The following is a 24,961-nucleotide window of genomic DNA, read 5'->3' as shown; positions in this document are numbered from 1 at the left end:
TACATCCACCTGATCCGCAACGAGGCTACGGCTTCGGTAGAACCTCCCCGTAGACGTGCCACTTGCCTGCCTCATCCATGAATACGCGCGTCACCTTGTAGTTCGTACCGCGCGCGAGTAGGAGTTCCCGTTCTCCGGGATTCGCGGAGATGTGGTCGATCCAGAGGGCAGGCGTGTCTTTTGGCACCCGCAAGTGCATGACCACTGGCTTGTGCCGGAAGGGCGGCGGCACCGTCTTTCCGAGCGCCGTGGAGGTGTACCCAGGGTCCCCGTAAGAGTGGCCCACCATCTCCATCGGCGACCTTAGGTTGAGGTGCTCGATCCCGGTGCCGCGCACGACGATGATGTTTTCCGGCACGGGGCGGCTTCCCATGACTCGGTCCATCTCATTGATGGTGTGCACGATGCCGGGGGACACATCGGGTTCGGCGCCCCGCAGGTGACCGTTGATCTGCGTGTAGTAGTGATCACTGTAGGTATGCAGTGCATCCTTGCCAGAGGGGTCGAGGGTATCCAGGAAGTTGTTCCAGTACGCGTCGCCGTAGCCCTGCCCTGCTTCGTCGCTGGCGCTGGGCGCCGGATTTGTGCCGTGCTCCAGTTCCGCTGTGGCCACCGCGTGCTTCTCCGCGTCGGTGGCAAGGTTGTCGAAGTCGTCCCCCGACATGAGCGGCTTGTACTCGAACGGCTCCCCGGCCCCGCCGTGCCCCACCGTGTCCGTGCCCGAGTGGCCCGGCGCCACCGGAGCGTCGGCGCTTTGATGCGCGGCCGTGTCCACGCCATCGTGCCCGACCCCCGCGTGGTCACCGGCGTGCGCGGCATCGTGCCCGGCGCCGTCGTGACCCGTGCCGTCATGGCCCTGACCATCGTGGCCATGCCCGTCATGCCCCGCGCCGTGGGACCCGTCGTGCGTGTGGCCGCCCGGGGTGTCGTGCCCGGTGCTGTGCGGCGTGTGGTCGGTGCCGTGCTGGAAGTCGTGCCCCGGGTGGGGCGTGCCGGACGGGACGTCGTGCCCCGTGTGCGGCGGGACCGTCGGGGCCTCGTGCGGTGTCGTGGTCGGCGCGTGGTCGTACGACGTCGGCGTCGCCGTGTGGTCGTACGACGTCGGCGTGCCGTCGAAGGTGCCGCTCGGCGTATGACCGGTGGTGCCGCCCGGCGCCGTGTCGTAGTGACCACCCGGCGCGGTGTCGTAGTGGCCAGCCGGCGCCGTGTCGTAGTGACCGCCCCGCGGGATGTCGTAGTGGCCGCCCGTTGCCGCCGCGTCGGTCGTGTGTGTCACTCCGCCCGCCGCGCCGTCCCCCGCGCGTACCCCCGACAGCGCCGGTTCCTGGATCGTCCAGTGGGCCGGGAGGCCCGGTGCCACCTCGTGCGGTACCGGTGTGGTGTCGATGGTGCCGTCGTGGGCGATGAGGTTGCCGTTCGGGTCCAGCAGGCGGCCGTCCGGCAGATGGACGGAGCCGTCCGGGAGTTTGGGGATCTCGACGTTGCCGACGCCCTTCAGCGCCTTGCTGATGTCCCCGATCTTCGACAGCCCGGCTCCGGCACCCTTGGCGATGTACGTCATCGGGTCGATGACCCTGCCCGCCAGCGACAACGCCTTCGCGACCGCACCCGCCTTGCCCGCACCCGACGCCGCACCCCCCGCACCACCCGTGAACACCGTCGTCAGCACATTGAAGGTGACCGCACCCGCAGCACGAGCCGGGTTCTTGCCCCACTCGTCCCACGCCACCAGCGCCTTACCCGTCTCCTTCATCGCCGTACGCGAATCACGCAACCACGACGGCAACTTGTCATCCGGCAACGCCCAGAACAACGCCCCCGCACCCGGCATCGAGGAAATCACCAGACCAGTCGCCAACTGCGCCAGACCCTTCCACGCCTGACCCATCGCCTCCCAGCCACCACAACCCACCAGCGTGCCCAGACCCTTGATCGTCCCCCACACCCCGTCGACGATCAGCCCGTCCCACACGAACGACTTCACCCAATGGCCGATCTCGTACCAGTGGTGCTTCTCCTCCACCGGGTCACCCCAGGGAAGCTTCGCGTCCTTCATGTCCCGGGCGTTGAACCCGTACTGGTCCTTACGATCCGACCCGTCCCCGGCCACCATCTGCGTCCCACCGAACAACGCAGTGATCTTGTTGTGGCACGTCCGCTCCGCCGCCCAGAACGCCGCCACCGCCGCCGTCACATCATCACGGATCTGATTGTGGTGATCGACCTTGTCCCCGTCGTACTCCCAGTCCCCGTCACCCTTGACCGAGTCCACGAACGCCGTCGCATCCAGCTTCAACTGCTTCAGCTTCGCCACCAGCGGACGGATCTCCGTCGCATACGACGACAAGGCGGAGGACACCGTCTCCAGATCGCCGGCGAACCCGTCCGCCCGATCCGCCACCGGCTTCGTCGTCGCGAACAACTGCTCCGCCTCCGGCGCCGTGTAATACGCCGACAGACCCTGGAACTGCGTATGCACATCCCGGCCCGTGGACCGCACATGCGACGCATCCGACTTCAGATCGCCGTAATCCTTCTCCAACTGCGCCAGATCACCCGTGAACTGCGGAATCTGCCCAGGATTGATCACGCCTTGCCCACCCCCGGCAGATCCACCCGCGGCTCCGCCAACGCCTTGCGCTGCGCCTCCGCCGCCATCGCCTCATCACCCTGCAGATACGCCGTCGTCGCATCCACCGCACCCTGCAACGACTTCCCCGCCCGCAACGCGATGTACTGCAGATCCTTCGTCGCATGCTCCGCATACTGCGACAAGGCCAGGGCCACCAGACCACCCTGCGCCTTCTCCCCACCCCCGCCGCCCTCAGCGGAAACGGTGCCGGCACTGGACGCCGCCGACGTCAGATGCTCCCCATACGCCTTCGCATACCCCTCAAGATGCGACGCCGTCTCACCCGTCGTCTTCAACACACCCTGAATACCCTGCGGCTTCAGATCCCAGCCGGTCATCCCCGTCGTCCTCTGTGTCTGCTCGGCGCCAGCCCAAGCGAAGCCAACACACGGCCCGAAGGCCGCCTACGTCAGCCGATGTTGTCGACCGCCGACTTCGCCTTCGCGATCGTCGACTGCGCCGTCGCATCGTTGTGCTCCAACGTCGACTTCAGCAACGCGATGATGCTCTTGACCTCCTGCGACGCACGATTCCACCGCAACTCCTTGCCGTGGTACTCATCCGCCACACCATCCGCCGTGAAGTCCGCCATCGCCGCCTTCACCTGACGGTCCCGCTCCGCGATCACCGACTCCAACCGGCCGATCACCGCCTGGATATTGCCCTGCGCATCCGCCGACGCACCCGTGTCATACGACCGACGATCCGCACCCGAACCCGCCATCACACACCACTCCCCGTAAGAAAGACTTCAGCCCAACAACCGTGCGTCACACAGAACTTCAGCGGAACCGCGCCCCGTCGAAGTTCGCCGCGCCCATCTGACGCCGCGCGTTCTCACCCTGCTCCTGGTCACCCGAAGCGAACGCCGAGTCCATCCCCGACTGACCACCCAGAATCGCCGCCAGCGAACCGTTCAGCTCCTGAGCGATACCGTCCGCCCGCCCCTTGAACTGATCGAACGCCGCACGCCCCGCACCGTTGAACTTCCCCTCCAACGGCTGCGCCGCCTGCACCAACTGACGGATCAACGTCCCCAGTTTCTCGCTCGACCCACGCGAGCCCTTCATCAGCGTCGACAGGGTCTGCGCCCCCATGTCGAACTTCATCGTGTCTCCCCGTTCCGACCCATCGGTCGTGTTCCGTCTGCGACGTACGTGTTGCCATCTCTATCAACTGGGGGATTGCCCGTGCAATCGACGCTCACAGAGCCGCCACAAAGGTGTGACCCGGCTGTGGTGTGATACGGGGCATCCTTCGCAACTCATCCAGGTCACCGGCCAGGATGAGGAGTTGGGACGGGAGCGCGCTCGTCGCCGGTCCCGGTGCGATGATCACCGTCGCGAATCAGACACGTGGCAATCAGCGTCCGCAGGGGGCGTGCGGGGCCCGCGTGGGGGTGGCTCAGCGCGCGACCGAGACCGTCGGGCCCTCCCGGCAGATCAGCAGCAGCGCCCGGTCGTCGTTCACGTCCTTCGCCACCGCTTCGATGAGATGCCAGGCGGCGCCGTGGAAGCCGCCGACGACGTAGCGGTCGGCCTCGCCGGTGAGGCGGTCGATGCCCTCGACGATGTCGCGGTCGGAGGTCTCCACCAGGCCGTCGGTGAACAGCATCAGGACGTCGCCGGGCCGGAGCGAGCCCTTCACGGAGTCGAACTGGGCGCCGTCGTAGACACCGAGGAGGGGGCCTTCCGCCGCCTTCTCCTCCCAGCGGCCACTGCCGGCGCTAAGCTGGAGGCCCGGCGGGTGACCGGCCGAGTACAGCTCGTAGTCACCCGAGTCCAGGTCGAGGACCAGGTGGATGGAGGTCGCGAAGCCCTCGTCCCAGTCCTGGCGGAGCAGATAGCCGTTCGCCGCCGGCAGGAACGCGTGCGGCGGCAGTGAGCCGAGCAGTCCGCCGAAGGCCCCCGACAGCAGCAGGGCGCGCGACCCCGCGTCCATGCCCTTGCCCGAGACGTCCGTGAGGACGACCTCCAGCGTGCGGCCCCCGTTGGTGCGGGCCGCCACCACGAAGTCACCCGAGAACGACTGCCCGCCGGCCGGTCTGAGCGCCATCTCACGGTGCCAGCCGAGTGGCAGCTTCGGCAGCTTGCTCTGCACCCGGATGCGTTCGCGCAGGTCGAAGAGCATGGTTCCGCCGCGCCGCCAGGGCACCCCGACGCGACTGCGGAACTGCGCGATCAGCAGTCCGAAGAAACCGCAGGCCGCGACCACGAGCACGATGCCGGGCGTGACCCGCGAGGGCCCCTCCGTGTACGGGCCGAGTCTGACGGACTCGACGATCAGCGCGGTGGCCGCGGCGGCGTACAGGCTGAGCAGGCTGGAGGGCCGCAGAAGCAGACCGCCCGCCACGATCGGCAGGACGAGGACGGCGGGCGAGCACCACACGGGGTCGACCAGGGTGGTCGCCGCTATCAGGGGGATCATCAGCAGCAGGCCGGCGAGCGCCACCCAGTCCGAGCCGTCCCCGCGGAAGTAGTCCACGGCGGATCTGCGCAGGCCGGTTCTGGCCCGGTGCCACTGCTTCTTCAACCGGGCCGTGAACGTGTCGGCTTCCGAGCGCCGCTCTTGTCCTGCTGCCATTGCTCGGGACCCTATCCATCCGACCAGGCCCTTGGCACGGGAGGTCCCACTTGTCCCCCGTCCGAGCGCTGAACTTCACAGCAACCCGGCACCCATGACCAGGGGGAAATCCCCTCGCTCGTCCTGCATTGCCCTGATAGTCATGGCGCATGACGACCGACGTGCGGGTGCTGCGGCAGGACGAGTGGAACGAGTGGTACAGGAACCTCCTCCGGGCCTTCGGCGGGGCGGATGAATCGGCCGAAGAGCGTGAACTATGGAACGAACTCACCGAATTCGATCGCTCTCTGGGCGTATGGGACGGAGAGGTGTGTATCGGCACGGCGGGGGCCTTCAGCTTCCGGCTCACGGTTCCCGGCGGTGCCTCGGTCCCCGCGGCCGGCATCACGATGGTGAGCGTGGCGGCCACGCACCGCCGACGCGGGGTACTGACCTCGATGATGCGCCGGCAGCTGGACGACATCCGTTCCTGGGGTGAACCGCTCGCGGTGCTGACCGCGTCGGAACCGGCGATCTACTCCCGGTTCGGATACGGCGCCGCGACCTTCCACATGGGCGCCGAGATCGACACGAGCCGGGTCGGCCTGTCCGTTCCGGCCGGCACGGATGACGTACGGCTGCGGTACGCCGCCCCGGCCGACGTCCTCGACGCCTGCGAGGCCGTGTACGCGCGGCTGGTGCCCGGCCGTCCCGGCATGCTGGCGCGCCAGCCCGGCTGGGAGAGGGTGGCGCTGCTCGACCCGCCGAGCGAGCGGGAGGGAGCGTCGCCGCTGCAGTGTGTGGTCGCCGAGCGGGACGGAGCGATCACCGGGTACGCACGCTTCCGCACCAAGCTCGGCTGGGGGGTCTCCGGGCACGACGGCACGGTGAGCCTGCTGGAGCTGGCCGCTCTCGATCCGGCGACGGACGCGGCCCTGTGGCGCTTCCTGACGGGCATCGACCTGATGACCACGCTGTACGTGCGCGGAAGGCCCGTCGACGACGGGTGGCAGCACATGGTGTCCGACATCCGGCGGTGCCGGCCGCGGCTGCGGGACGGGCTGTATCTGCGGCTGGTCGACGTGGCAGCGGCGCTGGAGGCGCGGACCTACCAGGCGCCGGTGGACGTGGTGTTCGAGGTCGAGGACGCGTTCTGCCCCTGGAACACGGGGCGTTGGCGACTCACCGGCGATACGAAGGGCGCGTCCTGCGTACGGACCACCGACGCGGTCGATCTCGCGCTGTCCATACGGGAGTTGGGGGCGGCGTACCTCGGCGGTGTGTCCCTGGCCTCGCTGGCGTCGGCAGGGCGGGTCCGGGAGCTGCGGCACGGGGCGCTGGCGGAGGCGGCGTCGGCGTTCGGCTCGGTGACGGCGCCGTGGCTGCCGCACGGCTTCTAGCCGCGGTCACCGGCTACGGCTTCTGGCAGGCCGGGCACCAGAAGAGGTTGCGGGCGGCGAGATCGGCGGTGCGGATCTCGCCGCCACAGATGTGGCAGGGCAGGGTCGCCCTGCGGTATACGTACACCTCGCCACCGTGGTCGTCGACGCGCGGTGGGCGGCCCATGGCCTCGGGGGTGTGTTCGGGGCGGACGGTGTCGATGCGGTTGTTCCGCACCCCCTCGTGCATGAGCTCGACGAGATCGGCCCAGATCGCGTCCCACTCGGCGGGCGTGACGTCCCGGCCGGGCCGGTAGGGGTCGATCCGGTGGCGGAAGAGGACCTCGGCGCGGTAGACGTTGCCGACGCCGGCGATGACCTTCTGATCCATGAGAAGGGCGGCGATGGACGTACGGCTGCGCACGACGCGGCGGTACGCGGACGTGGGGTCGGCGTCCTCGCGGAGCGGGTCGGGGCCGAGGCGGCGGTGTACGGCAGCCTTCTCCTCGGCGGTGATCAGCGCGCAGGTGGTGGGGCCGACGAGATTCACGAAGGAGGCCTCGTTCGTGAGGCGGAGGCGGACCGTGTCGGTGGGCGGCGGCGCGGGGGCGTCGCCGAACGCGACCTTGCCGAAGAGGCCCAAATGGATATGCACCCATTCGCCGTCGCGGAAGCCGAGGAAGAGGTGCTTGCCGTGGGCGTCGGCGGTGTGCAGCTCGGCCCCGTCGAGGAGAGCGGCGGCGTCGGCGAACTTCCCCTGGGGGCTGCGGACGCCGACGGCGCCGCCGGCGAAACGGGCCGCGTAGTCCTTGGCCAGCCGATGAATGGTGTGCCCCTCCGGCACGGTCGCCCTACCTCCCGGTGAACGTGACAAGTCGGGGCCCCGCCCGGAAGCCGGGCTGGGCTTCCCTGGGAACCGGCGGAGCCCCCGGCAGCTGCCTCAGACCTGCGGGTGGTGCGAGGGGATCGGCGGCAGCTCGCCCGTGGTCTCGTACGACGTGAGCATGTTGATTCGGCGCTGGTGGCGCTCCTCGCCGGTGAACGGCGTGTTCAGGAACGTCTCGACGAACTTCGTCGCCTCGTCCTGCGTGTGCATGCGTGCACCCACGGCGACGACGTTCGCGTTGTTGTGCTGCCGGCCGAGCGAGGCGGTCTCCTCGCTCCAGGCGAGGGCGGCTCGCACGCCCTTCACCTTGTTCGCGGCCATCTGCTCCCCGTTGCCGGAGCCGCCGATCACGATGCCGAGGGAGTCGGGGTCCGCCGCGGTGTGCTCCGCCGCGCGGAGGCAGAACGGCGGGTAGTCGTCCTGGGCGTCGTAGATGTGGGGCCCACAGTCCACGGGCTCATGGCCCGCGGCCTTCAGCCACTCGACGAGGTGGTTCTTCAGTTCGAAACCGGCATGGTCGGAGCCGAGATACACGCGCATGGTCCGAGTGTGTCACGGCTCCCGCCGCTCGGCCTCGCGGGGTACATACCCCCGGAAAATGTGAGCCAGACTATAGAACCTCAAGGAAACCTCAAGTAACAATCCGGAATCAAAGGTTTTCGAATTCCATTACCTCCGATTCAATGGACCGACTCGTACACCGCTCGTACGAGCCCCGGTACCGCTCGTAAGGCACCGGGCACGTCCGTACGTACGTGTGTCCCCCCCCACATTCCGTACACCGGCTCAAAGGAAATACGTTTCATGACCTCGCAGCCGTCCCCCACAAAGGCCGGAAACAATCCTGGCCACCCCGGAGAACCCGGCACCGGCCTGCAGGCCGGACTCAAGAACCGTCATCTGACCATGATCGCCATCGGCGGCGTCATCGGCGCCGGGCTGTTCGTGGGCTCCAGCTCCGGAATCGCCACCGCGGGTCCGGGCATCCTGCTCTCCTACGCCCTCGTCGGAACGCTTGTGGTCCTTGTGATGCGCATGCTGGGTGAGATGTCCGCCGCGAACCCCACCTCGGGCTCCTTCTCCGCACACGCCGACCGTGCGCTCGGCCGCTGGGCCGGATTCTCGATCGGCTGGCTGTACTGGTTCTTCTGGGTGGTCGTGCTCGCCGTGGAGGCGACCGCGGGTGCCAAGATCCTCGCGGACTGGATCCCGGCCGTGCCCCAGTGGGGCTGGGCCCTGATCGTCATGGCCGTACTGACCGCCACCAACCTGGTGTCCGTCGGCTCCTACGGTGAGTTCGAGTTCTGGTTCGCCGGAATCAAGGTCGTCGCGATCGGCGCCTTCATCGTCATCGGCGCGCTCGCCATCTTCGGTGTGCTGCCCGGCGTCCACAGCGATCAGGCGAGCTTCGGCAACCTCACCGGTCACGGCGGCTTCCTGCCCAACGGTCCCGGGACCATCCTCACCGGTGTGCTGCTGGTGGTCTTCTCCTTCATGGGCAGCGAGATCGCCACACTCGCGGCGGGCGAGTCGGAGGACCCGCGGCGTGCGGTGACCAAGTCGACCAACAGCATCATCTGGCGTATCGCGGTCTTCTACCTGGGCTCGATCCTCGTGGTCGTCTCCCTGGTGCCGTGGAACGACCCCGCGATCGCGAAGAAGGGCTCGTACGTCGCCGCCCTGGACTCCCTCGGTATCGCACACGCCGGTCAGATCATGAACTTCATCGTGCTGACCTCGGTGCTGTCCTGCCTGAACTCCGGGCTCTACACGGCCTCCCGGATGGCCTTCTCGCTCGGCCAGCGGGGCGACGCGCCCAAGGCGTTCGCCCGGACCACCGGCCGTGGTGTGCCGATGACGGCGATCGTCGTCTCCGTCCTCTTCGGCTTCCTTGCCGTCTTCTTCAACTACAAGTACCCGGACTCGGTCTTCCTCTTCCTGGTCAACTCCAGTGGCGCGGTCGCCCTGTTCGTCTGGCTGGTGATCTGCTTCTCGCAGCTGCGGATGCGGAAGATCATCCAGCGCGAGGCGCCGGAGAAGCTGATCGTGAAGATGTGGCTGTACCCGTACCTGACCTGGGCCGCGGCGGCGGTGATCGTGTTCGTGCTCGGCTACATGCTGACCGACACGGAGCACGACGGACGCGAGACCGTCCTGCTGTCGCTCCTCGTCGCCGCGGTGGTCCTCGTCATCGCCGTGGTCAGGCAGGCGCTCGGCGGCAGCAAGGCCGCGGAGCCGGTCGAGGACGCGCAGAAGGCGCGGGCCGAGGTCGGCGCCTGACCGGCACACGGACATGAGCAAGGGGAAGGGGCCTCGCGGCGTACGGCCGCGGGGCCCCTTCCCGTTCGTCTCGCTCCGGGTCGGCCGCACCGGTGCGACGTCACCGGCCGTCGACCTCGACAGGGCCGGAAAAGCACCGGGGGACGGGCACTCGGCCCGTCCCCCGACGCCGAACGGCCGGAACTACGACGTCACTTCCGGGCGAGCTTCCAGGCGCCGGGCAGCAGGCCCATCGCCAGGGCCGCCTTGAGGGCGTCGCCGATCAGGAACGGGGTGAGCCCGGCCGCGATCGCCGCGTTGGCGGACATGCCGGTGGCGAAGGCGAGGTACGGGACGCCGACCGCGTAGATGATCGCCTCACCCAGCAGCATCGCGCCGGCCGTACGCAGCACCGAACGGTCGGCGCCGCGACGGGCCAGGGCACCGAGGACGGTGGAGGCGATCAGCATGCCGAGGATGTAGCCGAAGGAGGGGGCGGCCGCACCGGAGGCGCCACCGGCGAACCACGGCACACCGGCGACACCGGCCAGCGCGTACAGGGCGAGCGACAGGAAGCCGCGGCGGGCGCCGAGTGCCGTGCCCACGAGCAGCGCGGCGAAGGTCTGCCCGGTCACCGGCACCGGGGAACCCGGCACGGGCACCGAGATCTGCGCGGCGAGCCCGGCGAGCACGGCGCCGCCCACCACGAGGGCGACATCACGGACCAGCGTGGAGGCACCTCCCCGCGCGAGCGAAGCCGAGAGCCTGGGGGAGGGCAGCAGGTCGGCGAGGACCTGGCCAGGACGTGTGGTGGCGGTGGCGGTGCTCATGGGGGACTCACTCCGGCGCAGGGGGCGGTTCGGGACACGGCGACGCTATCCCAGGGGCGGTGCGGTGATCACCGTCAGCGCCCGACAAAGGGGGGATCCGTGGCTTGGTGGGCTGTTCACAAAAGATGCGGGCTACACCCGATACGGCGTGATACCGGTCACGGAGGTGGAGGGCTGCGCGGAAGGGGAGCGGTTCCGGCGGCGTCTGTAGGGTTTCACCAACCGGGCTTGCCCCTTGAACGGCCGCTGTCTCGCCCGTCGGTCACCGTCTGGGCACGGGTGGCCGTTTTGCCGGCTACACCTCGGTCGCTGCGTGACCTCACCCTCACGGTCCGTGGGACACGTGTCCGGATAGTGGGCGGTCTCTCCCGGTGAGCGGACAGACCGCCCAGACTGTGGGGCGATTTTGCCCGACTCATGCACTGGACGAGCCGCTCTCATGCCCAGCACCACTCTCGAGACGCCCCCGAAGCCCGACACCGCGCTCTCCCACGGCCTCAAGCAGCGCCACCTGTCGATGATCGCCCTCGGCGGTGTCATCGGCGCGGGCCTGTTCGTCGGCTCCGGAGCCGGCATCGCCGCGGCCGGACCCTCGATCGTCATCGCCTATGCCGTCTCCGGACTGCTCGTGATGCTGGTGATGCGGATGCTCGGCGAGATGTCCGCCGCCTACCCCTCCTCGGGCTCCTTCTCGGCGCACGCCGAGCGGGCGATCGGCCCCTGGGCGGGCTTCACCGCCGGCTGGTCGTTCTGGGTGCTGTTGTGCACCGCCGTCGGCCTGGAGGGCATCGGCGCGGCGAAGATCGTCACCGGCTGGCTGCCCGGCACGCCCGAGTGGGCGTGGGTGGCGCTGTTCATGGTGGTCTTCTGCGGCACGAACCTGGCCGCGGTGAAGAACTTCGGCGAGTTCGAGTTCTGGTTCGCGGCGCTCAAGGTCGGCGCGATCACCCTGTTCCTGGTGCTCGGCGCGCTGGCTATCGCGGGCGTCCTGCCCGGCACCGACTCCCCCGGCACCTCGAACCTCGGCGACTTCCTGCCGCACGGCAGCGAGGGCCTCGTCATCGGCCTGCTCGCGTCGGTCTTCGCGTACGGCGGCCTGGAGACCGTCACCATCGCGGCGGCCGAGTCGGAGGACCCGGTCAAGGGCGTGGCGAGCGCGGTCCGCACCGCGATGTGGCGCATCGGGATCTTCTACGTCGGCTCGATGGCGGTCATCGTCACCCTGGTCCCGTGGGACTCGAAAGAGGTGGTGGAGAAGGGCCCGTACGTCGCCGCCCTCGACCGCCTGGGCATCCCCGGTGCCGGGCAGGTGATGAGCGTCGTCGTCCTGGTCGCCCTGCTCTCGGCGATGAACGCCAACATCTACGGTTCCTCGCGCATCGCGTACTCGCTGGTCGAGCGCGGTCAGGGACCCAGGGCGCTGGCCCGGGTGTCGGGGGGCGTGCCGCGGACGGCCGTGCTCACCTCCTCTGTGTTCGGCTTCGTCTGCGTGGTCCTCAGCTACTGGCGGCCCGACGACGTCTTCCCCTGGCTGCTGAACATGATCGGCGCGGTGATCCTGGTCGTCTGGTTCTCCATCGCGGTCGCGCAGCTGCGTCTGCGCCGCAGGCTGGAGCGGGAGGCGACCGACAGGCCGGCGGTCCGGATGTGGGCGTTCCCGGCACTGACCTGGGTGGCGCTGGCGGGCATGGTGGCGATCTTCGTCCTGATGGCGCGGCAGCCGGACACCCGGGTGCAGCTGTACTCGACCGGCGGAATGACGCTGTTCCTGGCGGCCGTCGGCTACGCCAGGCAGCGGGCGCGAGCCAGGAGCTGACGCGCCGCATGCGCCGGACGGCCCCGCGAGCGGAACACTCCCTGAGGGGAGTGACTCGCGGGGCCGTCCCGTACCGGACCTGCCGGTAGGAAAAGTTCCGGGCGATCGTAGGCAGATGTCGAACGAGAGGACACTCGCCTGCCACACCTGCGGAGCGGATCAGCCGCACCGTCAGCCGCGGGACGAGCGCGAACGCGAGATCATCCGCAAGCTGACGAAGAAGCGCTACGTGGAGGACTACTGGATCTGCGCGACCACCGAGCGGGACTGCCGCAACATCCGCTACTGGTGGAGCATCAAGCCCTTCGACCCGCCCCAGAAGATGCCCGAGCCCGAGTGAGGCTCACAGGTTGCTGAAGTCCGGGCCCTTCGTCCGCGTGCGCTTGATCTCGTAGAAGCCCGGGACCGAGGCAACCGCCAGAGTGCCGTCCCACAGCTTCGCGGCCTCCTCGCCCTTGGGCGCCGGGGTGACCACCGGGCCGAAGAAGGCGAGCTGCTCGCCGTCGGCGCCCGGCACCGCGATCACCGGGGTGCCCACCTCCTGGCCGACCTTGTCGATGCCCTCCTTGTGCGAGGCGCGCAGCTCGGCGTCGAACTCGAAGTCCTCCTGGTCGGCGTAGTCGATCAGGTCCGCGGGAAGGCCGACCTCGTCGAGCGCGGCGGTGATCGCCTCGAGCGTCGGGCCCTCGCCCTGGTTGTGGATGCGCGTGCCGAGAGCGGTGTACAGCGGGCCGAGGACATCGTCGCCGTGCTTCTGCCAGGCAGCGGTCACCACACGCACCGGCTTCCACGCCTTGGTGGCCAGCATCTCCCGGTACTCCTCGGGCAGCTGGTCCAGCTTGTCCTCGTTGAGCACGGCCAGGCTCATGATGTGCCAGCGCACCTCGATGTCCCGGACCTTCTCGACTTCCAGCACCCAGCGGGAGGTCATCCAGGCCCAGGGGCACAGCGGGTCGAACCAGAAGTCGACGGGGGTCTTGCCGGAAGCGGTCACGGTCTCGGACATGGCTCTCCTAGGGAAGGGGGTCCTACACCATTCAACAACAGAGATCGCTCCGGCCATTCCCGGGATCCGTAAGAGGTGGTGCGCCCCGTTACCCGCTGTCAGGGGCGCATGGCAGGATCGGTCCTGTCCGTCCCCCGACCCAGCCCCTAAGGAGTGCCGCCCGTGCCCGGTGAGAACCTGTCCCGCGACGAGGCCCAGGAGCGGGCAGCGCTGCTGTCCGTCGACGGGTACGACGTGTCGCTCGACCTGCGCTCCGCCGTGGGGGAGGCACCCGGCGGCGCGGACGGCGGCCCGCGCACGTTCCGCTCGGTCACCACGATCCGCTTCCGCTGCGCCGAGCCGGGCGCCACGAGCTTCGCCGATCTGATCGCCCCGAGCGTCACCGCTGTCTCGCTCAACGGCAAGGACCTCGACCCCGGCGAGGTCTTCGACGGCACCCGCATCCGCCTGGAGGACCTGGCCGCGGAGAACGAGCTGATCGTCGACGCGCAGTGCGCCTACTCCCGCACCGGCGAGGGCATGCACCGCTTCGTCGACCCGGAGGACGGCGAGGTCTACCTGTACACGCAGTACGAGCCCGCCGACTCCCGCCGCGTCTTCGCGAACTTCGAGCAGCCGGATCTCAAGGCCCCGTTCCGCTTCGAGGTCCGCGCCCCCGAGGAGTGGACGGTGTGGAGCAACGGCGCCGGCGAACGGCACGACGGGGTATGGCGGTTCGCGGAGACGAAGCCGATCTCCACGTACATCACCTGTGTCGTCGCGGGCCCGTACCACTACGTCACGGACAGCTACTCCCGCACCTTCGACGACGGCACGAAGCTGGAGATCCCCCTCGGCGCGATGTGCCGCAAGGGTCTGGCGCGGCACTTCGACGCGGACGACGTCTTCCTGGTCACCAAGCAGGGCCTGGACTTCTTCCACGACCACTTCGACTACCCGTACCCCTTCGGGAAGTACGACCAGGCGTTCGTGCCCGAGTACAACCTCGGCGCGATGGAGAATCCGGGCATGGTCACCTTCCGCGAGGAGTACATCTTCCGCGGCAAGGTCACGCAGGCGTCTTACGAGCGCCGGGCCAATGTGATCCTGCACGAGATGGCGCACATGTGGTTCGGCGACCTGGTGACCATGGCGTGGTGGGACGACCTGTGGCTGAAGGAGTCCTTCGCGGACTTCATGGGCTCCCTCTCGCTGGTGGAGGCCACCCGCTTCACCAACGGCTGGATCACCTTCGCGAACAACCGCAAGGCCTGGGCGTACCGCGCCGACCAGCTGCCCTCCACTCACCCCGTCACGGCGGACATCCGCGACCTGCAGGACGCCAAGCTCAACTTCGACGGCATCACCTACGCCAAGGGCGCGTCCGTGCTGAAGCAGCTGGTGGCGTATGTGGGCCGTGAGGCGTTCCTGGAGGGCGCACGCCGCTACTTCAAGCGGAACGCGTACGGCAACACGCGCCTCGGGGACCTGCTGTCGGTCCTGGAGGAGACGAGCGGCCGGGACATGGCGGCCTGGTCACGCTCCTGGCTGCAGACGGCCGGCGTCAACTCCCTCACCCCGCAGGTGCTGCTGGACGAGGAAGGGCGCGTTGCCGAGCTGTCCGTGGTCCAGGAGGCCGCCGAGTCGCACCCCGAACTGCGCCCGCACCGGGTGGCGGTGGGCCTGTACCGCAGCGAGGGTGACGCCCTTGTCCGGTACGCGCGCGCCGAAGTGGACGTCCACGGTCCGCGTACGGTGGTCGGCGAACTGGCCGGCGCCGAGGCTCCGGAACTGGTCCTCGTCAACGACGACGACCTCACGTACTGCAAGATCCGCTTCGACGACACCTCACTCGCGACCCTGAGGGACCGTCTCGGCTCCGTCACCGACCCCCTCGCGCGGGCGCTGTGCTGGTCGGCGCTGTGGAACCTGACCCGGGACGCGCTGCTGCCCGCCCGGGACTTCATCGACCTGGTGCTGCGCTTCGCCGGCCGCGAGTCCGACATCGGCGTGCTCCAGATGCTCCACAACTGGGCGAACTCGGCGCTGACGTACTACGCGGCACCCGACTGGCGCGAGACGGGCGGGCGGCTGCTCGCGGACGGCGCGCTGAGCGAGCTGCGCCAGGCGGAGCCGGGCAGCCAGCACCAGCTGACCTGGGCGCGCTTCGTCGCGGCGGTGGCCCACGACGAGGCCGACCTGCGCCTGCTGCTGGATCTGCTGGCAGGCACCACGCAGATCGAGGGTCTGGACGTGGACCAGGAGCTGCGCTGGGCGTTCCTGGAGCCGCTGGCCGCGCACGGAGCGGCGGACGACTCGGTGCTCACGGCGGAACTGGCGCGTGACGACACGGCCTCCGGCAAGCGGCACCAGGTGCGCTGCCTGGCCGCGCGCCCCTCGGCCACGGTCAAGGCCCAGGCCTGGGCCCAGGTCGTCGAGTCGGACGCCCTCTCGAACGCACTCGTGGAAGCGACCATCGCGGGCTTCGTGCAGCCGTCGCAGCGGGAGCTGCTCGCGCCGTACACGGAGCGGTACTTCGCGGCGATCGACCGGGTGTGGGCCGAGCGGTCCATCCAGATCGGGATGGACGTGGTGAGGGGCCTGTTCCCCGTGTTCCAGGACTCGCCCGGGACCCTGGACGCGGCGGACGCGTGGCTCGCCGCGCACGAGGACACACCGCCGGCGCTGCGCAGGCTGGTGCTCGAGGCGCGCGACGACCTGGCCCGCAGTCTGCGCGCCCAGGCCCGCGACGCCCGGCCGGCCCGCTAGGACGACACCGCCGGGGCGCCACACCGGCGCCCCGGCGAATCGGCCTCGCATGCGGACGGGCCGGAGCGGTACCGCCGGAAGTGATGTCCGGCGCACGGCCGGGCCGGACTTCCGTGGCGGGAACGGCAGTTGACGGGTACGCAGGAACGACAGTTACGAAATACGAGTAACCCCACCCGTAACCTGCCGCCGCCCCCATTCGGACCAGCCTCTTTCGGCAGTCGAACGCGCGTACTTTAGCGCCGTGTTGTCCGCATTTGACGACGGATGTGTAACAGGGGTTAGGCGGCGGACCGGGCGCGGGAACGTCGGGGGCATGACGCACAACACCCCGCTCTCCCCCCGCCCCCTCCGCCATCTGTCGGAGACGCAGCGCCGGGTGCTGACCACGGCACAGCTGCGCGCCCACGGTGTGACCGCCGCCGCAGTCGACGCGCAGTGCCGCCCCGGTGGCCCCTGGCAGCAGTTCCTGCCGGGCGTCTACCTGCTGCACCAGGGCCCGCTGACCTCCGAGGAACGGCTGCACGCGGTGCTGCTCTACGCGACGCGCTCGTCACCCGGCGGCCCGGCGCCCGCGGTCCCGTCCCAGCCGGGCGCCCCCGCCCTGCGTCCCCCGCTGCCCCAGCCGGACGCGATGATCACGGGCCTGGCCGCGCTGACGCTGTACGGCTTCACCTGCTCTCCTCCGCTGACCTCGCTGGAGCAGATCGACGTCCTGGTCCCACGGATGCGGCGGCTGCGCAGCACGGGCTGCGCCCGGGTGCTCCGCACCCCGGCCATGCCGGCCGCGCACCAGGTGACAGGACTGCCCGTCGCCCCGGTTCCGCGCGCCCTGGCGGACGCGGTGGCCGAGCTGCCGGACGCGGGCACGGTACGCCGCCTGCTGACCGAGGCGGTGCGCGGCGGCCACTGTGATCCGGCCGCCGTGGTCAGCGAGCTGCATCAGGCGAGACTGCTCAGCCGCCCGCACGTGGTGGACGCGGTGGACTCGATCCTCGCGGAGCGCCGGGCGATGGCCGAGGACCGCCTGTACCGGATGGTGCGCGAGTACGGCCTTCCGGAGCCGGTGTGGAACGTCGATCTGAAGCTTCCCGGGGGGCCCTGCCTCGGCGGCCTCGACGCCTACTGGCCCGAGCAGGCGGTGGCGCTGGAACTGGACACGCGGGCGCCGCGCCACGGCTTCCGGCAGGAGGACGACCCCCTGTGGTCGGAGTACGCCCGCAAGCGCGAGCAGCTGGAGCGGCTCGGCATCACGGTCGTCCACGTCACGCCGAGGAAGCTGCGGGCTGCGCTGGAGCAGCAGGCGACGGTGGTCCGCACCGCCTTGATGGCAGCCGCGGACCGGGATCCGGCCGCGTATGTCGAGGTGCTGCCCCGGTAGTGACCACCGGGGCGGTCATCTGGAGGAGAGAGGAGGGGGCCGCCGGTCCGGCGGCCCCCTCCTCGTGCACCGTGCCGGTCAGAGCGTCTCCGGCAGGGGCGGCTCCGGCAGTGCCTGCCGGACCCACTCCGTGTGCAGCTGGTCGATCAGCGCCGCGTACGAGGCGATCATGCGGGTGCGGCTGAACCGCTCACGGCTGTGTTCGAAGACGGGCGCGAGAGCCGGGCGGGCGGCCGCGGCGTCGGTCCAGGCCTGTGCGATCGCATCCGGGTCGGGCGGGGTGACGAAGCCTTGCCCGGCCACGATCAGCGCGCTGTCCCCCACGTCGGTGGCGACGGGCACCGCACCGCACATCATGCCCTCGATCAGGCACAGCGGCGCCGCCTCGCCCCAGGCGGAGGTCAGTGCCACCACGTCGGAGGCCGCGTAGACGGTCTCCATGTCGCGGCGGACCCCGAGCCGGTGGAGCCGGTCGGCGAGCCGCAGGTCCTCCCCGAAGGCCGCCTCGATGTCGTCCTGCAGCCCGGGCTGGCCCGCGGTCATACCGGCCCCGCACATCAGCACGTGCCCGTCGGGCTCGCTGTGCAGCCAGGCACGCGCGGCGCGCAGGAAGAGCGGAACGTTCTTCATGGCGTCGTACCGGGCGGCGAAGACGACGACCGGCGCCGTGTCCGGGATGCCGAGCGCGTCCCGCAGCTGGATCCGCCGGGCCGGGGCCGGCCGGAAGCGCAGCAGGTCGACGCCGTTGGGGATGACGTGCAGCACCTCGGCCGGGATCCCGGCGGCCTCGTAGGCGGCCCGGGTGGACTCGGCGCAGCAGACGCAGGCCACCACGGTGCCGTCGGCGATGGCGGCCTTCAGTTCGTCGAGCGCCGCGCCCTGGTTCTCCGGGTCGGAGCGGTGCAGGCTGACCACCACCGGCCGTCGGGGCAGGCCTCCCTGGTTGAGCAGGGCGAGCGGCTGCTCCTTGAGCGACAGGATGACGTCGGCATCCGCCATCGCCCTGGCCGTCGTCGCCAGCTCCGGCCCCGTGAACCGGGCCGGGTCGGCGGTGACACCCCCGGGCAGGCCGAAGGTGCGGCCCAGGGACGTGACCTCGACGTCGGCCGCGGTCAGCGACCGGTAGCAGGCATCGTCCTCCATGGGCTGCCGGGTGGCCTCACGGAGCACCTCCCCGTGGAGGCTGAGCACACGGTGGTGCTGGCCGCCTTCCTGGAGTCCCAGGACGACGTCGGTGTGGAGGATCCGGGCACCCCCGGAGAAGAAGCCCTCGTAGACCGAGAGCACGTGCAGACCGTGCCTCAAGCGCACGCGACCACCCGCCTTGCATAAATATCGAACCATCCCCGTGAACAGCGGGTTGTCCGATATGAGGCGGCATAGATGTTTCAGGCAGATGAACTGCGTGTCTCATGTCCGGGTCGGATGCGTTTACACCGGAACTCGATGATCTTGAATACGGTGGTCCCGGGTTCGCGGAATGACCATGGGCGGACGACCGACCCGATCAAGGTGCCCGAGGCAGGACATTACACCCTCCCCGAGACACGTCCCGAGGGCTGCCCCCGGTCACAACCCGGGGGAGGGCGGCGATCCCGGTGGATCGCCGCCCTCCCCGCCGCGGGGCGGGTCAGTGGCCGCAGAACTCCGCCTCGATCACCGCGTCGGCGTCCCCCAACCAGTCGCCGTTGAAGTTGAAGGCGAGGGAGTGGCGTCCGTCCGCCGTGGTGACCGCCGATGACGTCGAGCCGTGGATGCCGCCGTCATGTCCCCAGACATGGACACCACAGCTCAGTTTCCGGTCGATCAGGCCGAGGCCATAGCTCGCGTCCGGGTGGCCCTTGGCCGTGGTGGTCGTCTTCATCTCCTTCAGCTGCTCGGGCGGCAGCAGCCTGCCCGTCAGCAGGGCCGAGTAGAAGCGGATCAGGTCCGCGGAATCCGAGATCATCCCGCCCGCCGAGGACGCCATGGAGGGATTGAGGGCCGTGACGTCGTACGTCGGGCCGGTCGTCGCCTCCGCGAGTTTGCCGTAGGCGCGGCTGCTCGGCTGCGGAACCGTGGTGCGCGTGCCGGGAAGCGAGGTGGCGCGCAGCCGAGCGGGGCGATGACGCGGTCGCGGATCTCCCTGGCGTACGAGTGTCCCGTGACTCTTTCGATCACCATTCCGGCCAGGACGTAGTTCGTGTTGGAGTAGCTCCAGGAGGTCCCCGGCGCGAACTCCGGCTTGTGGGACACCGCGATGCGGACCAGGTCCTGCGGCGCGAGTGTGTCGTAGCGGTGCCGGAAGAAGCCGTCCTTGAGGAAGTACGTCCGGACGAAGCTGTCGTCGGCCGTGTAGTCGTAGACGCCGCTCGTGTGGTTCAGGATCTGCCGGACGGTGATCCGGCGACCGTCGTGGCCGTGGCCGCGGACCACACCGGGCAGCCACTTGTCCACCCTGTCGTCGAGGGACAGCCGTCCCTCCGCCTCGAGTTGGAGCAGCACGGTCGACACGAACGTCTTGGTGATGCTGCCCACGCGGTAGCGGTCCTGCGCCGAGCGCGGCCTGCCGCTCCGCAGGTCGCCGACGCCCGAGGTCGCCTTCCATGTGCCGTGTCCGTCCCTGGCCGTGGCGGTCACGCCGGGGACGCCGGTCTTGACGGCGGCGTCCATCGCCTGCCGGGTCGCGCTGTGGCCGGCCGCCCGCGGGGCGGCGGACGCCGGGGCGGTGAGGGCCGCCGCCGTGACGGCCGCCACCACCGCCGCTCCCGTCAGTCCCGTACGTACGGACATGTCTTCCCCCTTGCCGTCGATGGCCTTTGTCGGCGAGAGGGACCGCGTCGGGGAAGGCAGGGTTGCCGCTGCGAACGGCAGTTGAGCGCGTTTCAGCCCTTCTTCAGGACCAGTTCCGTGTTGCGGTCGACCGCGCCGCCCGCGAGGGTCATGTTCGCGCCGGGGGCGTTGAAGGCCAGTTCCCGGTAGAGCGCGGCCAGGCCCGTCTGGGTGAGGTCGCCGAAGTCCGTGCGGTGCGGCGCCGATGACTCGATGAGCGTGGTGAAGACCGAGAGCGTGCCGTCCTTGTTGTCCACCAGCTCGATGACGCGGGCGAGCTGGGGGTGGTCGACGTGCGAGGCGGTGGAGATCTCCTAGAAGGAGCGGCCGTCGGGCGCCGAGTGCGGGGTGATCACGTTCTTGTGGATATGGCCGTTGACCCAGGCCAGCACGTTCGGGTGGCTGCCGAGCAGGGCGATCACCTCGCTGCCGCTGTGGCGCCGCTCGCCGGGGTGGGCCGGATCGGGGCGGGTGTTGTCCATCGTCTTGCTGGTGTGGTGGCTGAAGACGACGGCGTACGAGTCCTCGTGGTCGCGCAGGGTCTTGTCCAGCCACTTCAACTGGGCCGTACCGATGGAGCCTTCGTAGTGGCCGCCCGCGTCGGTCGTGTCGAGGCTGATGCCGATGACGTCGTCGGAGATCCGGAAGGAGTAGTACTGGGTGCCGGCGTCGACGTTCGCCGTGGAGTAGCCGTGGCCGACCGGGCCGAGACCGGTGTAGGCCGGGTCGAGGTGGGCCTTGAGGTATTCGGCGGGGGTGTACGGAGCCCGCTTCTCGTCCGGGGTGACCGAGCGCATGTCGCGCGTGTGCGCCTTCAGCAGGTCACGGAACTGGACGCCCCTGGGGTCCTTGGCGTTCTTGATGGCGTCCTGGAGCTTCGTCGACTCCGCCGCGGACAGGCTCATCAGCTTCTTGCCACCGATGGCGTACTCGGCGAGGTAGGGGTCGCCGTGCGCGTAGCAGCCGAGCGGCAGGGCGTCGTGGTTGCCGACCGTGGAGTACCAGGGCAGCTTGAGGCCGGGGCTGCGCACCTCGCGGATCGCGGCGGCCAGGTAGCCCTGGATGTGCGGGAAGCCGAGCTGCTTGTCGCCGTCGCGGACGGTCGTGTCGGGCTGCCAGTACAGCTTGAGACCGCTGTTCTGGACGCCCTCGTAGTGCCGCGGGTCACCGGAGTCGGGCGTGAAGCGGCCACCGCTCATGATCTTCATGAACCACTCGAGTTCGGACTTGGCGTTGTTGTCCGTGTTGTCGCCGGTGGTCATGACGAAGCGGAGAGGAGCGCCGGTCACGGGGGCGCCGTGCAGCGAGTTGACCCGCTCGACCAGCGAGATCGCGCCCTGCACGGTCAGCGCCTCGTGGGGCCGCCAGGCGTGCTGGTCGGTGGAGCGCAGGTACTCGAGGCGCAGCGGGTGCTGGCTGTCGATCAGATGCAGGTCGGTGAACTGCACGAACGCCGCAAGGGTGGTACGGCGTCCGTCGCGGCCCGCCTTGGGTGCGGCCAGCTCGCTGCGCACGACGCGCTTCCAGCCGGGGCCGTCGCCCAGCCGGCGGTATCCGGAGGCGGTGCGCGGCGCGGCCACTCCGGCCAGCGTGGTCCCCGTCGTGTACGGGGCGGAAGACACGGCACGCGCCATGGAGGTCTCCCCGGTCGAGAGCGTTCGGGACTGGGCGAGGGGGTCGGCGACGAGGGCCTGCCCCGCGCCGGTGCGGGCCGAAGCGCCGGCGGCGTGGCCTTCCCCCGGTCGCAGCGCGAGTCCAAAGCCCGCGGTGAGGGACGCCGCTCCGGCGGCGGCGAGCAGGGTGCGACGATGGAGTGCAGCCGCCGTGGCGACAGAGCGTATGCGCGACATGGCGCGGTCTCCCCGAGTGCGAACGCGACAGCAGTGACCGCGGGACGATCGCTGTTGCGAACTCCCGCTCACGCTGGATCGTTGGCACCAGAAATGACCTGGATGTTAACGAGGCGGCAACGCACAGCGCCGATCGCCGAACGTGGATCTTGGACCACCTTGCGCGTCCACGACACCTCCCCGGACGGCCGGGAGACGGTCACTCAGCGTTCATTTCCCGGGGTATCCGAAGCCGTCACCGGTGAGTGGAGGCCGGCCCGCCACGGGCCGTTGGCGCCACAGCTCGAGCCCCGTGTCCACGAGTCCGAGCCGCCGCAGTCCGGTGACGGCGGCGAGATCATGCCAGGCGGCCAGATCCGTGGAGCCGCCGACCTCGCTGCGGAGTTCGCCGCCGATGACACGGCCCTCGTAGACGAGCCGTACGGCGTGGTGGTCGACGGTACGGCCGAAACGCCCGCGCAGGCTGCGGCGGATCGAATCCACCCCGAGCAGCCCGGTGAGCTCTACGCGGAAGCCGGTCTCCTCCTCCACCTCTCGCAGGGTCGTGTCGTAGGGGTCCTCGCCGTGTTCCATGCCGCCGCCGGGCAGGGTCCACTCGGACGTGCCGCCGGGGCCCGGCATCCGGGCCAGCAGGAGCCGGCTGTCACGAACGCAGATGGCGTAGGCCGCCACTCTCAGCTTCTTGCGCACCCAGGGACGTTAGCGCGCCGGGCCCGGATTGGCAGGGGAGTATGCGGGACGGGACCAGCGAAGTGGCACGGCGCCCCGCGTCTGGACGGCTTCCGACAGGGTGAAACGGACACTTCGTTCGCCGTCGGCGCCGAACTCCGTCCGTGCCGCGCCCGAGAGCTGCAGTGCCGTCCCCGTCGTCCAGTCGAGGAACAGCAACCCCGCCCTGGGGTCGGCCGCCAGGTTGCCGAGGGTGAGGAACATGGAGTTGCCCGGGTAGTCGCGCCAGCTCAGTTCGCGGGGTGAAGCGGCCTGTACGAAGCCGGGGTTGCCGCCCCGGTGGCTCACATCGGCTCCGCGATCGTGGACGGTGGCGAGAAGGAACGTGTCGGACCGGCTGATGAACTCCCGCTGCGCGAGGGTCAGTCCACTGCTGCGGCACGGCTCCTGTGGCCGCCGGTCCCTCACCCACTCGTACGACTCCCTCTTCTGGAGGTACCGGGGGCAGTTGGAGAACACCTGGTCCGCCTCGATCGCCAGGCCGCCCGGGGCCGGACGGGACCGGCCGTTGAGGCGCATACGGCGGCGGGTGCGCGGGTCGAGGGCGATCGTGCCGACATGAAGGCCGTCCACCGTCAGCGCCCACGCCAGCGGATCGGCCGGTGCGACTCCGGCCGCGACCGAGATCCGCCGCGGGCTCGTAGCCCGGACGAAACCCGGCTCCCCGGTCAGCGGCGACGCCCACACCGCGCCCCCGGCCGGATCGGCCGCGCCGATCACCAGCATCGGCTGGAGCGCCAGGAAGGCCGCGGCCACCGGCTTCAGTCTGTCGCCGACGGCCCGGCCCACATGGTCCGCCTGATCGCGGACGCCGAGCCGGTCCTGCAGTGCGCGCGAGCCTTCGTGGTACATCCCCACTCCTAGAAGAAACCGCAGGTCGGGGCGGACGCATGCGGCGCGGGGGCGCCTTCGGCACCACGGGGCGCGCTGATCTCCAGCCGCGTTCCGTCCGGGTCGTGGAAGAAGATGCCGCCGGACGCGGAGCCCTCACGATGGGCGACCACGCCCTCGTAGGCGAACTCGACGCCGTATCCGCGCAGGGCCGTCTCGTACTCCCTGACCTGCTCGGCCGTGTCCACCTCCAGTGCGAGATGGTGCAGTCCGGCGTGGCCCGGGTCGTACGCACCCTGCGCCTGCTGCCAGAGCGTGACGACCGGGCTCGGTCCCTCGCCCAGGAACGCGTACCTCCGGCCGTCCTCCTTGCCCTCGGCGAGCACCTCAAAGCCGAGGACGTCCCGGTAGAAGCCGAGCGAGCGGTCGAGGTCGGTGACGTTGAGGCCGATGTGGCCGGTGCGCAGTGACATGGGAGGTCTCCTTGGTCCATGGCAGCCCGGAGAGGTGGGTTAACTGTTGAAGAAGACGTTAGGGGTTAGAATGGGGCACGTCAACCAGTCACGTACCCTTGAGCGGTTAGTACAGGTCAGCAGTCGAGGAGCAGCCGATGCCCGCCACCCGTGATCCGCGCCCGCTCACCGGCGAGCCGCTCGCGCTCGACCTCCTGAACACCCGGTGGATGGACGAGGGCGCCGTCCAGGACCTGCTCACCGACACCGAAGGCCTCGCGGTATGGCTCGCCGCCCACGGGCTCGACGGATTCACCGCCGGGGACGCGGCCCTGCGCAACACGCTCCGGGCGCGTGACGCCCTGAAGGCAGCGGTGGACGGCCCGCCGGAAGACGGGGCGGCCCTCGTCGACGCCGTGCTCGAGCACGGGCGCATCCGGCCCACCCTGGACCCCCAGGGGCCCGGCGAGCACGCCGAGTTCGACGACCCGGACTGGGGTCCCGCCTGGCTCGCCGCCCGCAACTACCTGGAACTGCTGACCGCCGCCCCGGACCGGATCCGCGGCTGCGCGCACGACGCCTGCATCCTGCACTTCTTCGACACGTCACGGAACGGCACCCGCCGCTGGTGCTCCATGGCGGCATGCGGCAACCGCGCGAAGGCGTCCCGTCACTACGCGCGCACCCGCGAGGGATGAGACCCGCGACTTACTCGTGTAGACACACAGTCCGCCCACAGGAATGTCCCGTCCTGGGCGGCTAAGTCCCCGATGACGTATGGCGGGATCA

General features: G+C 69.8%; 20 protein-coding genes and 2 pseudogenes. 7 read left to right on the top strand and 15 right to left on the bottom strand.

Features of this window, described 5'->3' with window-relative positions; translation table 11 throughout:
- Positions 1-25: 25 nt before the first annotated feature.
- The 5 genes from ACQEXA_RS36345 to ACQEXA_RS36325 form a co-directional block, all read right to left on the bottom strand.
- Positions 26-2,590, bottom strand: coding sequence for an ADP-ribosyltransferase (locus ACQEXA_RS36345; protein ID WP_433132170.1), 2,565 nt, complete (start codon positions 2,588-2,590; stop codon positions 26-28).
- Positions 2,587-2,970, bottom strand: a complete 384-nt coding sequence (locus ACQEXA_RS36340) for a DUF6507 family protein (protein WP_433132168.1) — start codon at positions 2,968-2,970, stop codon at positions 2,587-2,589. Before ACQEXA_RS36340 ends, ACQEXA_RS36345 begins: the two co-directional genes overlap by 4 nt.
- Before the next feature lie 71 nt (positions 2,971-3,041).
- Complete coding sequence (locus tag ACQEXA_RS36335; RefSeq protein ID WP_433132047.1) at positions 3,042-3,356, bottom strand: pore-forming ESAT-6 family protein; 315 nt, start codon at positions 3,354-3,356, stop codon at positions 3,042-3,044.
- A gap of 58 nt (positions 3,357-3,414) precedes the next feature.
- Positions 3,415-3,741, bottom strand: coding sequence for a hypothetical protein (locus tag ACQEXA_RS36330; RefSeq protein WP_433132166.1), 327 nt, complete (start codon positions 3,739-3,741; stop codon positions 3,415-3,417).
- A gap of 295 nt (positions 3,742-4,036) precedes the next feature.
- The gene (locus ACQEXA_RS36325) at positions 4,037-5,215 is read right to left on the bottom strand and encodes a PP2C family protein-serine/threonine phosphatase (protein WP_359400779.1); all 1,179 of its coding nucleotides are present in this window, start codon (positions 5,213-5,215) and stop codon (positions 4,037-4,039) included.
- A 149-nt stretch (positions 5,216-5,364) separates the two neighbouring features.
- Between ACQEXA_RS36325 and ACQEXA_RS36320 the strand changes: the two genes are divergently transcribed.
- A complete protein-coding gene (locus ACQEXA_RS36320; RefSeq protein WP_432927736.1) occupies positions 5,365-6,594 on the top strand; it encodes a GNAT family N-acetyltransferase in 1,230 nt (409 codons plus the stop codon).
- Positions 6,595-6,607: 13 nt separating this feature from the next.
- Here the strand turns inward: ACQEXA_RS36320 and ACQEXA_RS36315 are convergent, their stop codons facing one another.
- Both ACQEXA_RS36315 and ACQEXA_RS36310 read right to left on the bottom strand, forming a co-directional pair.
- Positions 6,608-7,417, bottom strand: coding sequence for an Fpg/Nei family DNA glycosylase (locus ACQEXA_RS36315; RefSeq protein WP_433132164.1), 810 nt, complete (start codon positions 7,415-7,417; stop codon positions 6,608-6,610).
- Positions 7,418-7,513: 96 nt separating this feature from the next.
- Positions 7,514-7,999: a ribose-5-phosphate isomerase gene (locus ACQEXA_RS36310; protein ID WP_432927740.1), complete on the bottom strand. Its 486-nt coding sequence runs from the start codon at positions 7,997-7,999 to the stop codon at positions 7,514-7,516.
- Positions 8,000-8,263: 264 nt separating this feature from the next.
- Here ACQEXA_RS36310 and ACQEXA_RS36305 point away from each other — a divergent pair, with 264 nt between their 5' ends.
- Positions 8,264-9,739 carry an amino acid permease gene (locus ACQEXA_RS36305; protein WP_432927742.1) on the top strand — a complete coding sequence of 492 codons (1,476 nt, stop codon included), beginning with the start codon at positions 8,264-8,266 and terminating at the stop codon, positions 9,737-9,739.
- Between the two features lie 191 nt (positions 9,740-9,930).
- On the opposite strand, the gene ACQEXA_RS36300 is transcribed toward ACQEXA_RS36305, so the two are convergent.
- Positions 9,931-10,548, bottom strand: a complete 618-nt coding sequence (locus ACQEXA_RS36300; RefSeq protein WP_433132162.1) for a biotin transporter BioY — start codon at positions 10,546-10,548, stop codon at positions 9,931-9,933.
- A gap of 439 nt (positions 10,549-10,987) precedes the next feature.
- Between ACQEXA_RS36300 and ACQEXA_RS36295 the strand changes: the two genes are divergently transcribed.
- Positions 10,988-12,364 carry an amino acid permease gene (locus ACQEXA_RS36295; protein WP_433132160.1) on the top strand — a complete coding sequence of 459 codons (1,377 nt, stop codon included), beginning with the start codon at positions 10,988-10,990 and terminating at the stop codon, positions 12,362-12,364.
- Positions 12,365-12,479: 115 nt separating this feature from the next.
- Complete coding sequence (locus ACQEXA_RS36290; protein WP_359400757.1) at positions 12,480-12,704, top strand: hypothetical protein; 225 nt, start codon at positions 12,480-12,482, stop codon at positions 12,702-12,704.
- Positions 12,705-12,707: 3 nt separating this feature from the next.
- On the opposite strand, the gene ACQEXA_RS36285 is transcribed toward ACQEXA_RS36290, so the two are convergent.
- The gene (locus tag ACQEXA_RS36285; RefSeq protein WP_432927748.1) at positions 12,708-13,370 is read right to left on the bottom strand and encodes a mycothiol-dependent nitroreductase Rv2466c family protein; all 663 of its coding nucleotides are present in this window, start codon (positions 13,368-13,370) and stop codon (positions 12,708-12,710) included.
- A gap of 162 nt (positions 13,371-13,532) precedes the next feature.
- Here ACQEXA_RS36285 and pepN point away from each other — a divergent pair, with 162 nt between their 5' ends.
- Entirely contained in the window at positions 13,533-16,118 is a 2,586-nt protein-coding gene (gene pepN, locus ACQEXA_RS36280) for an aminopeptidase N (protein WP_432927750.1), read from the top strand.
- Positions 16,119-16,434: 316 nt separating this feature from the next.
- Complete coding sequence (locus ACQEXA_RS36275; RefSeq protein WP_432927752.1) at positions 16,435-17,499, top strand: hypothetical protein; 1,065 nt, start codon at positions 16,435-16,437, stop codon at positions 17,497-17,499.
- Positions 17,500-17,577: 78 nt separating this feature from the next.
- Here the strand turns inward: ACQEXA_RS36275 and ACQEXA_RS36270 are convergent, their stop codons facing one another.
- From ACQEXA_RS36270 to ACQEXA_RS36245, 6 genes and pseudogenes are all read right to left on the bottom strand, one after another.
- Positions 17,578-18,786 (bottom strand): glycosyltransferase, encoded by a 1,209-nt coding sequence (locus ACQEXA_RS36270; protein WP_433134699.1) that lies wholly within the window; start codon positions 18,784-18,786, stop codon positions 17,578-17,580.
- A 343-nt stretch (positions 18,787-19,129) separates the two neighbouring features.
- A pseudogene (locus ACQEXA_RS36265) lies at positions 19,130-20,271 on the bottom strand (serine hydrolase domain-containing protein).
- 92 nt (positions 20,272-20,363) lie between these two features.
- Positions 20,364-22,160 (bottom strand): annotated as a pseudogene (locus ACQEXA_RS36260) (TIGR03767 family metallophosphoesterase).
- Positions 22,161-22,370: 210 nt separating this feature from the next.
- Positions 22,371-22,850, bottom strand: coding sequence for an NUDIX hydrolase (locus tag ACQEXA_RS36255; protein ID WP_359400742.1), 480 nt, complete (start codon positions 22,848-22,850; stop codon positions 22,371-22,373).
- 9 nt (positions 22,851-22,859) lie between these two features.
- Positions 22,860-23,747, bottom strand: coding sequence for a pyridoxamine 5'-phosphate oxidase family protein (locus ACQEXA_RS36250; protein WP_432927759.1), 888 nt, complete (start codon positions 23,745-23,747; stop codon positions 22,860-22,862).
- Positions 23,748-23,749: 2 nt separating this feature from the next.
- Positions 23,750-24,193, bottom strand: coding sequence for a VOC family protein (locus ACQEXA_RS36245; protein WP_432927761.1), 444 nt, complete (start codon positions 24,191-24,193; stop codon positions 23,750-23,752).
- A 137-nt stretch (positions 24,194-24,330) separates the two neighbouring features.
- Between ACQEXA_RS36245 and ACQEXA_RS36240 the strand changes: the two genes are divergently transcribed.
- Entirely contained in the window at positions 24,331-24,870 is a 540-nt protein-coding gene (locus ACQEXA_RS36240; protein ID WP_432927763.1) for a CGNR zinc finger domain-containing protein, read from the top strand.
- Positions 24,871-24,961 lie beyond the last annotated feature (91 nt).

Origin of the sequence: Streptomyces sp. CA-106110, assembly GCF_050936285.1 — a bacterium.
In the GTDB taxonomy this organism is placed as follows: Bacteria; Actinomycetota; Actinomycetes; order Streptomycetales; family Streptomycetaceae; genus Streptomyces.
Note: the sequence above shows the minus strand (reverse complement) of the source record. Positions and strands in the feature narration are given on the sequence as shown.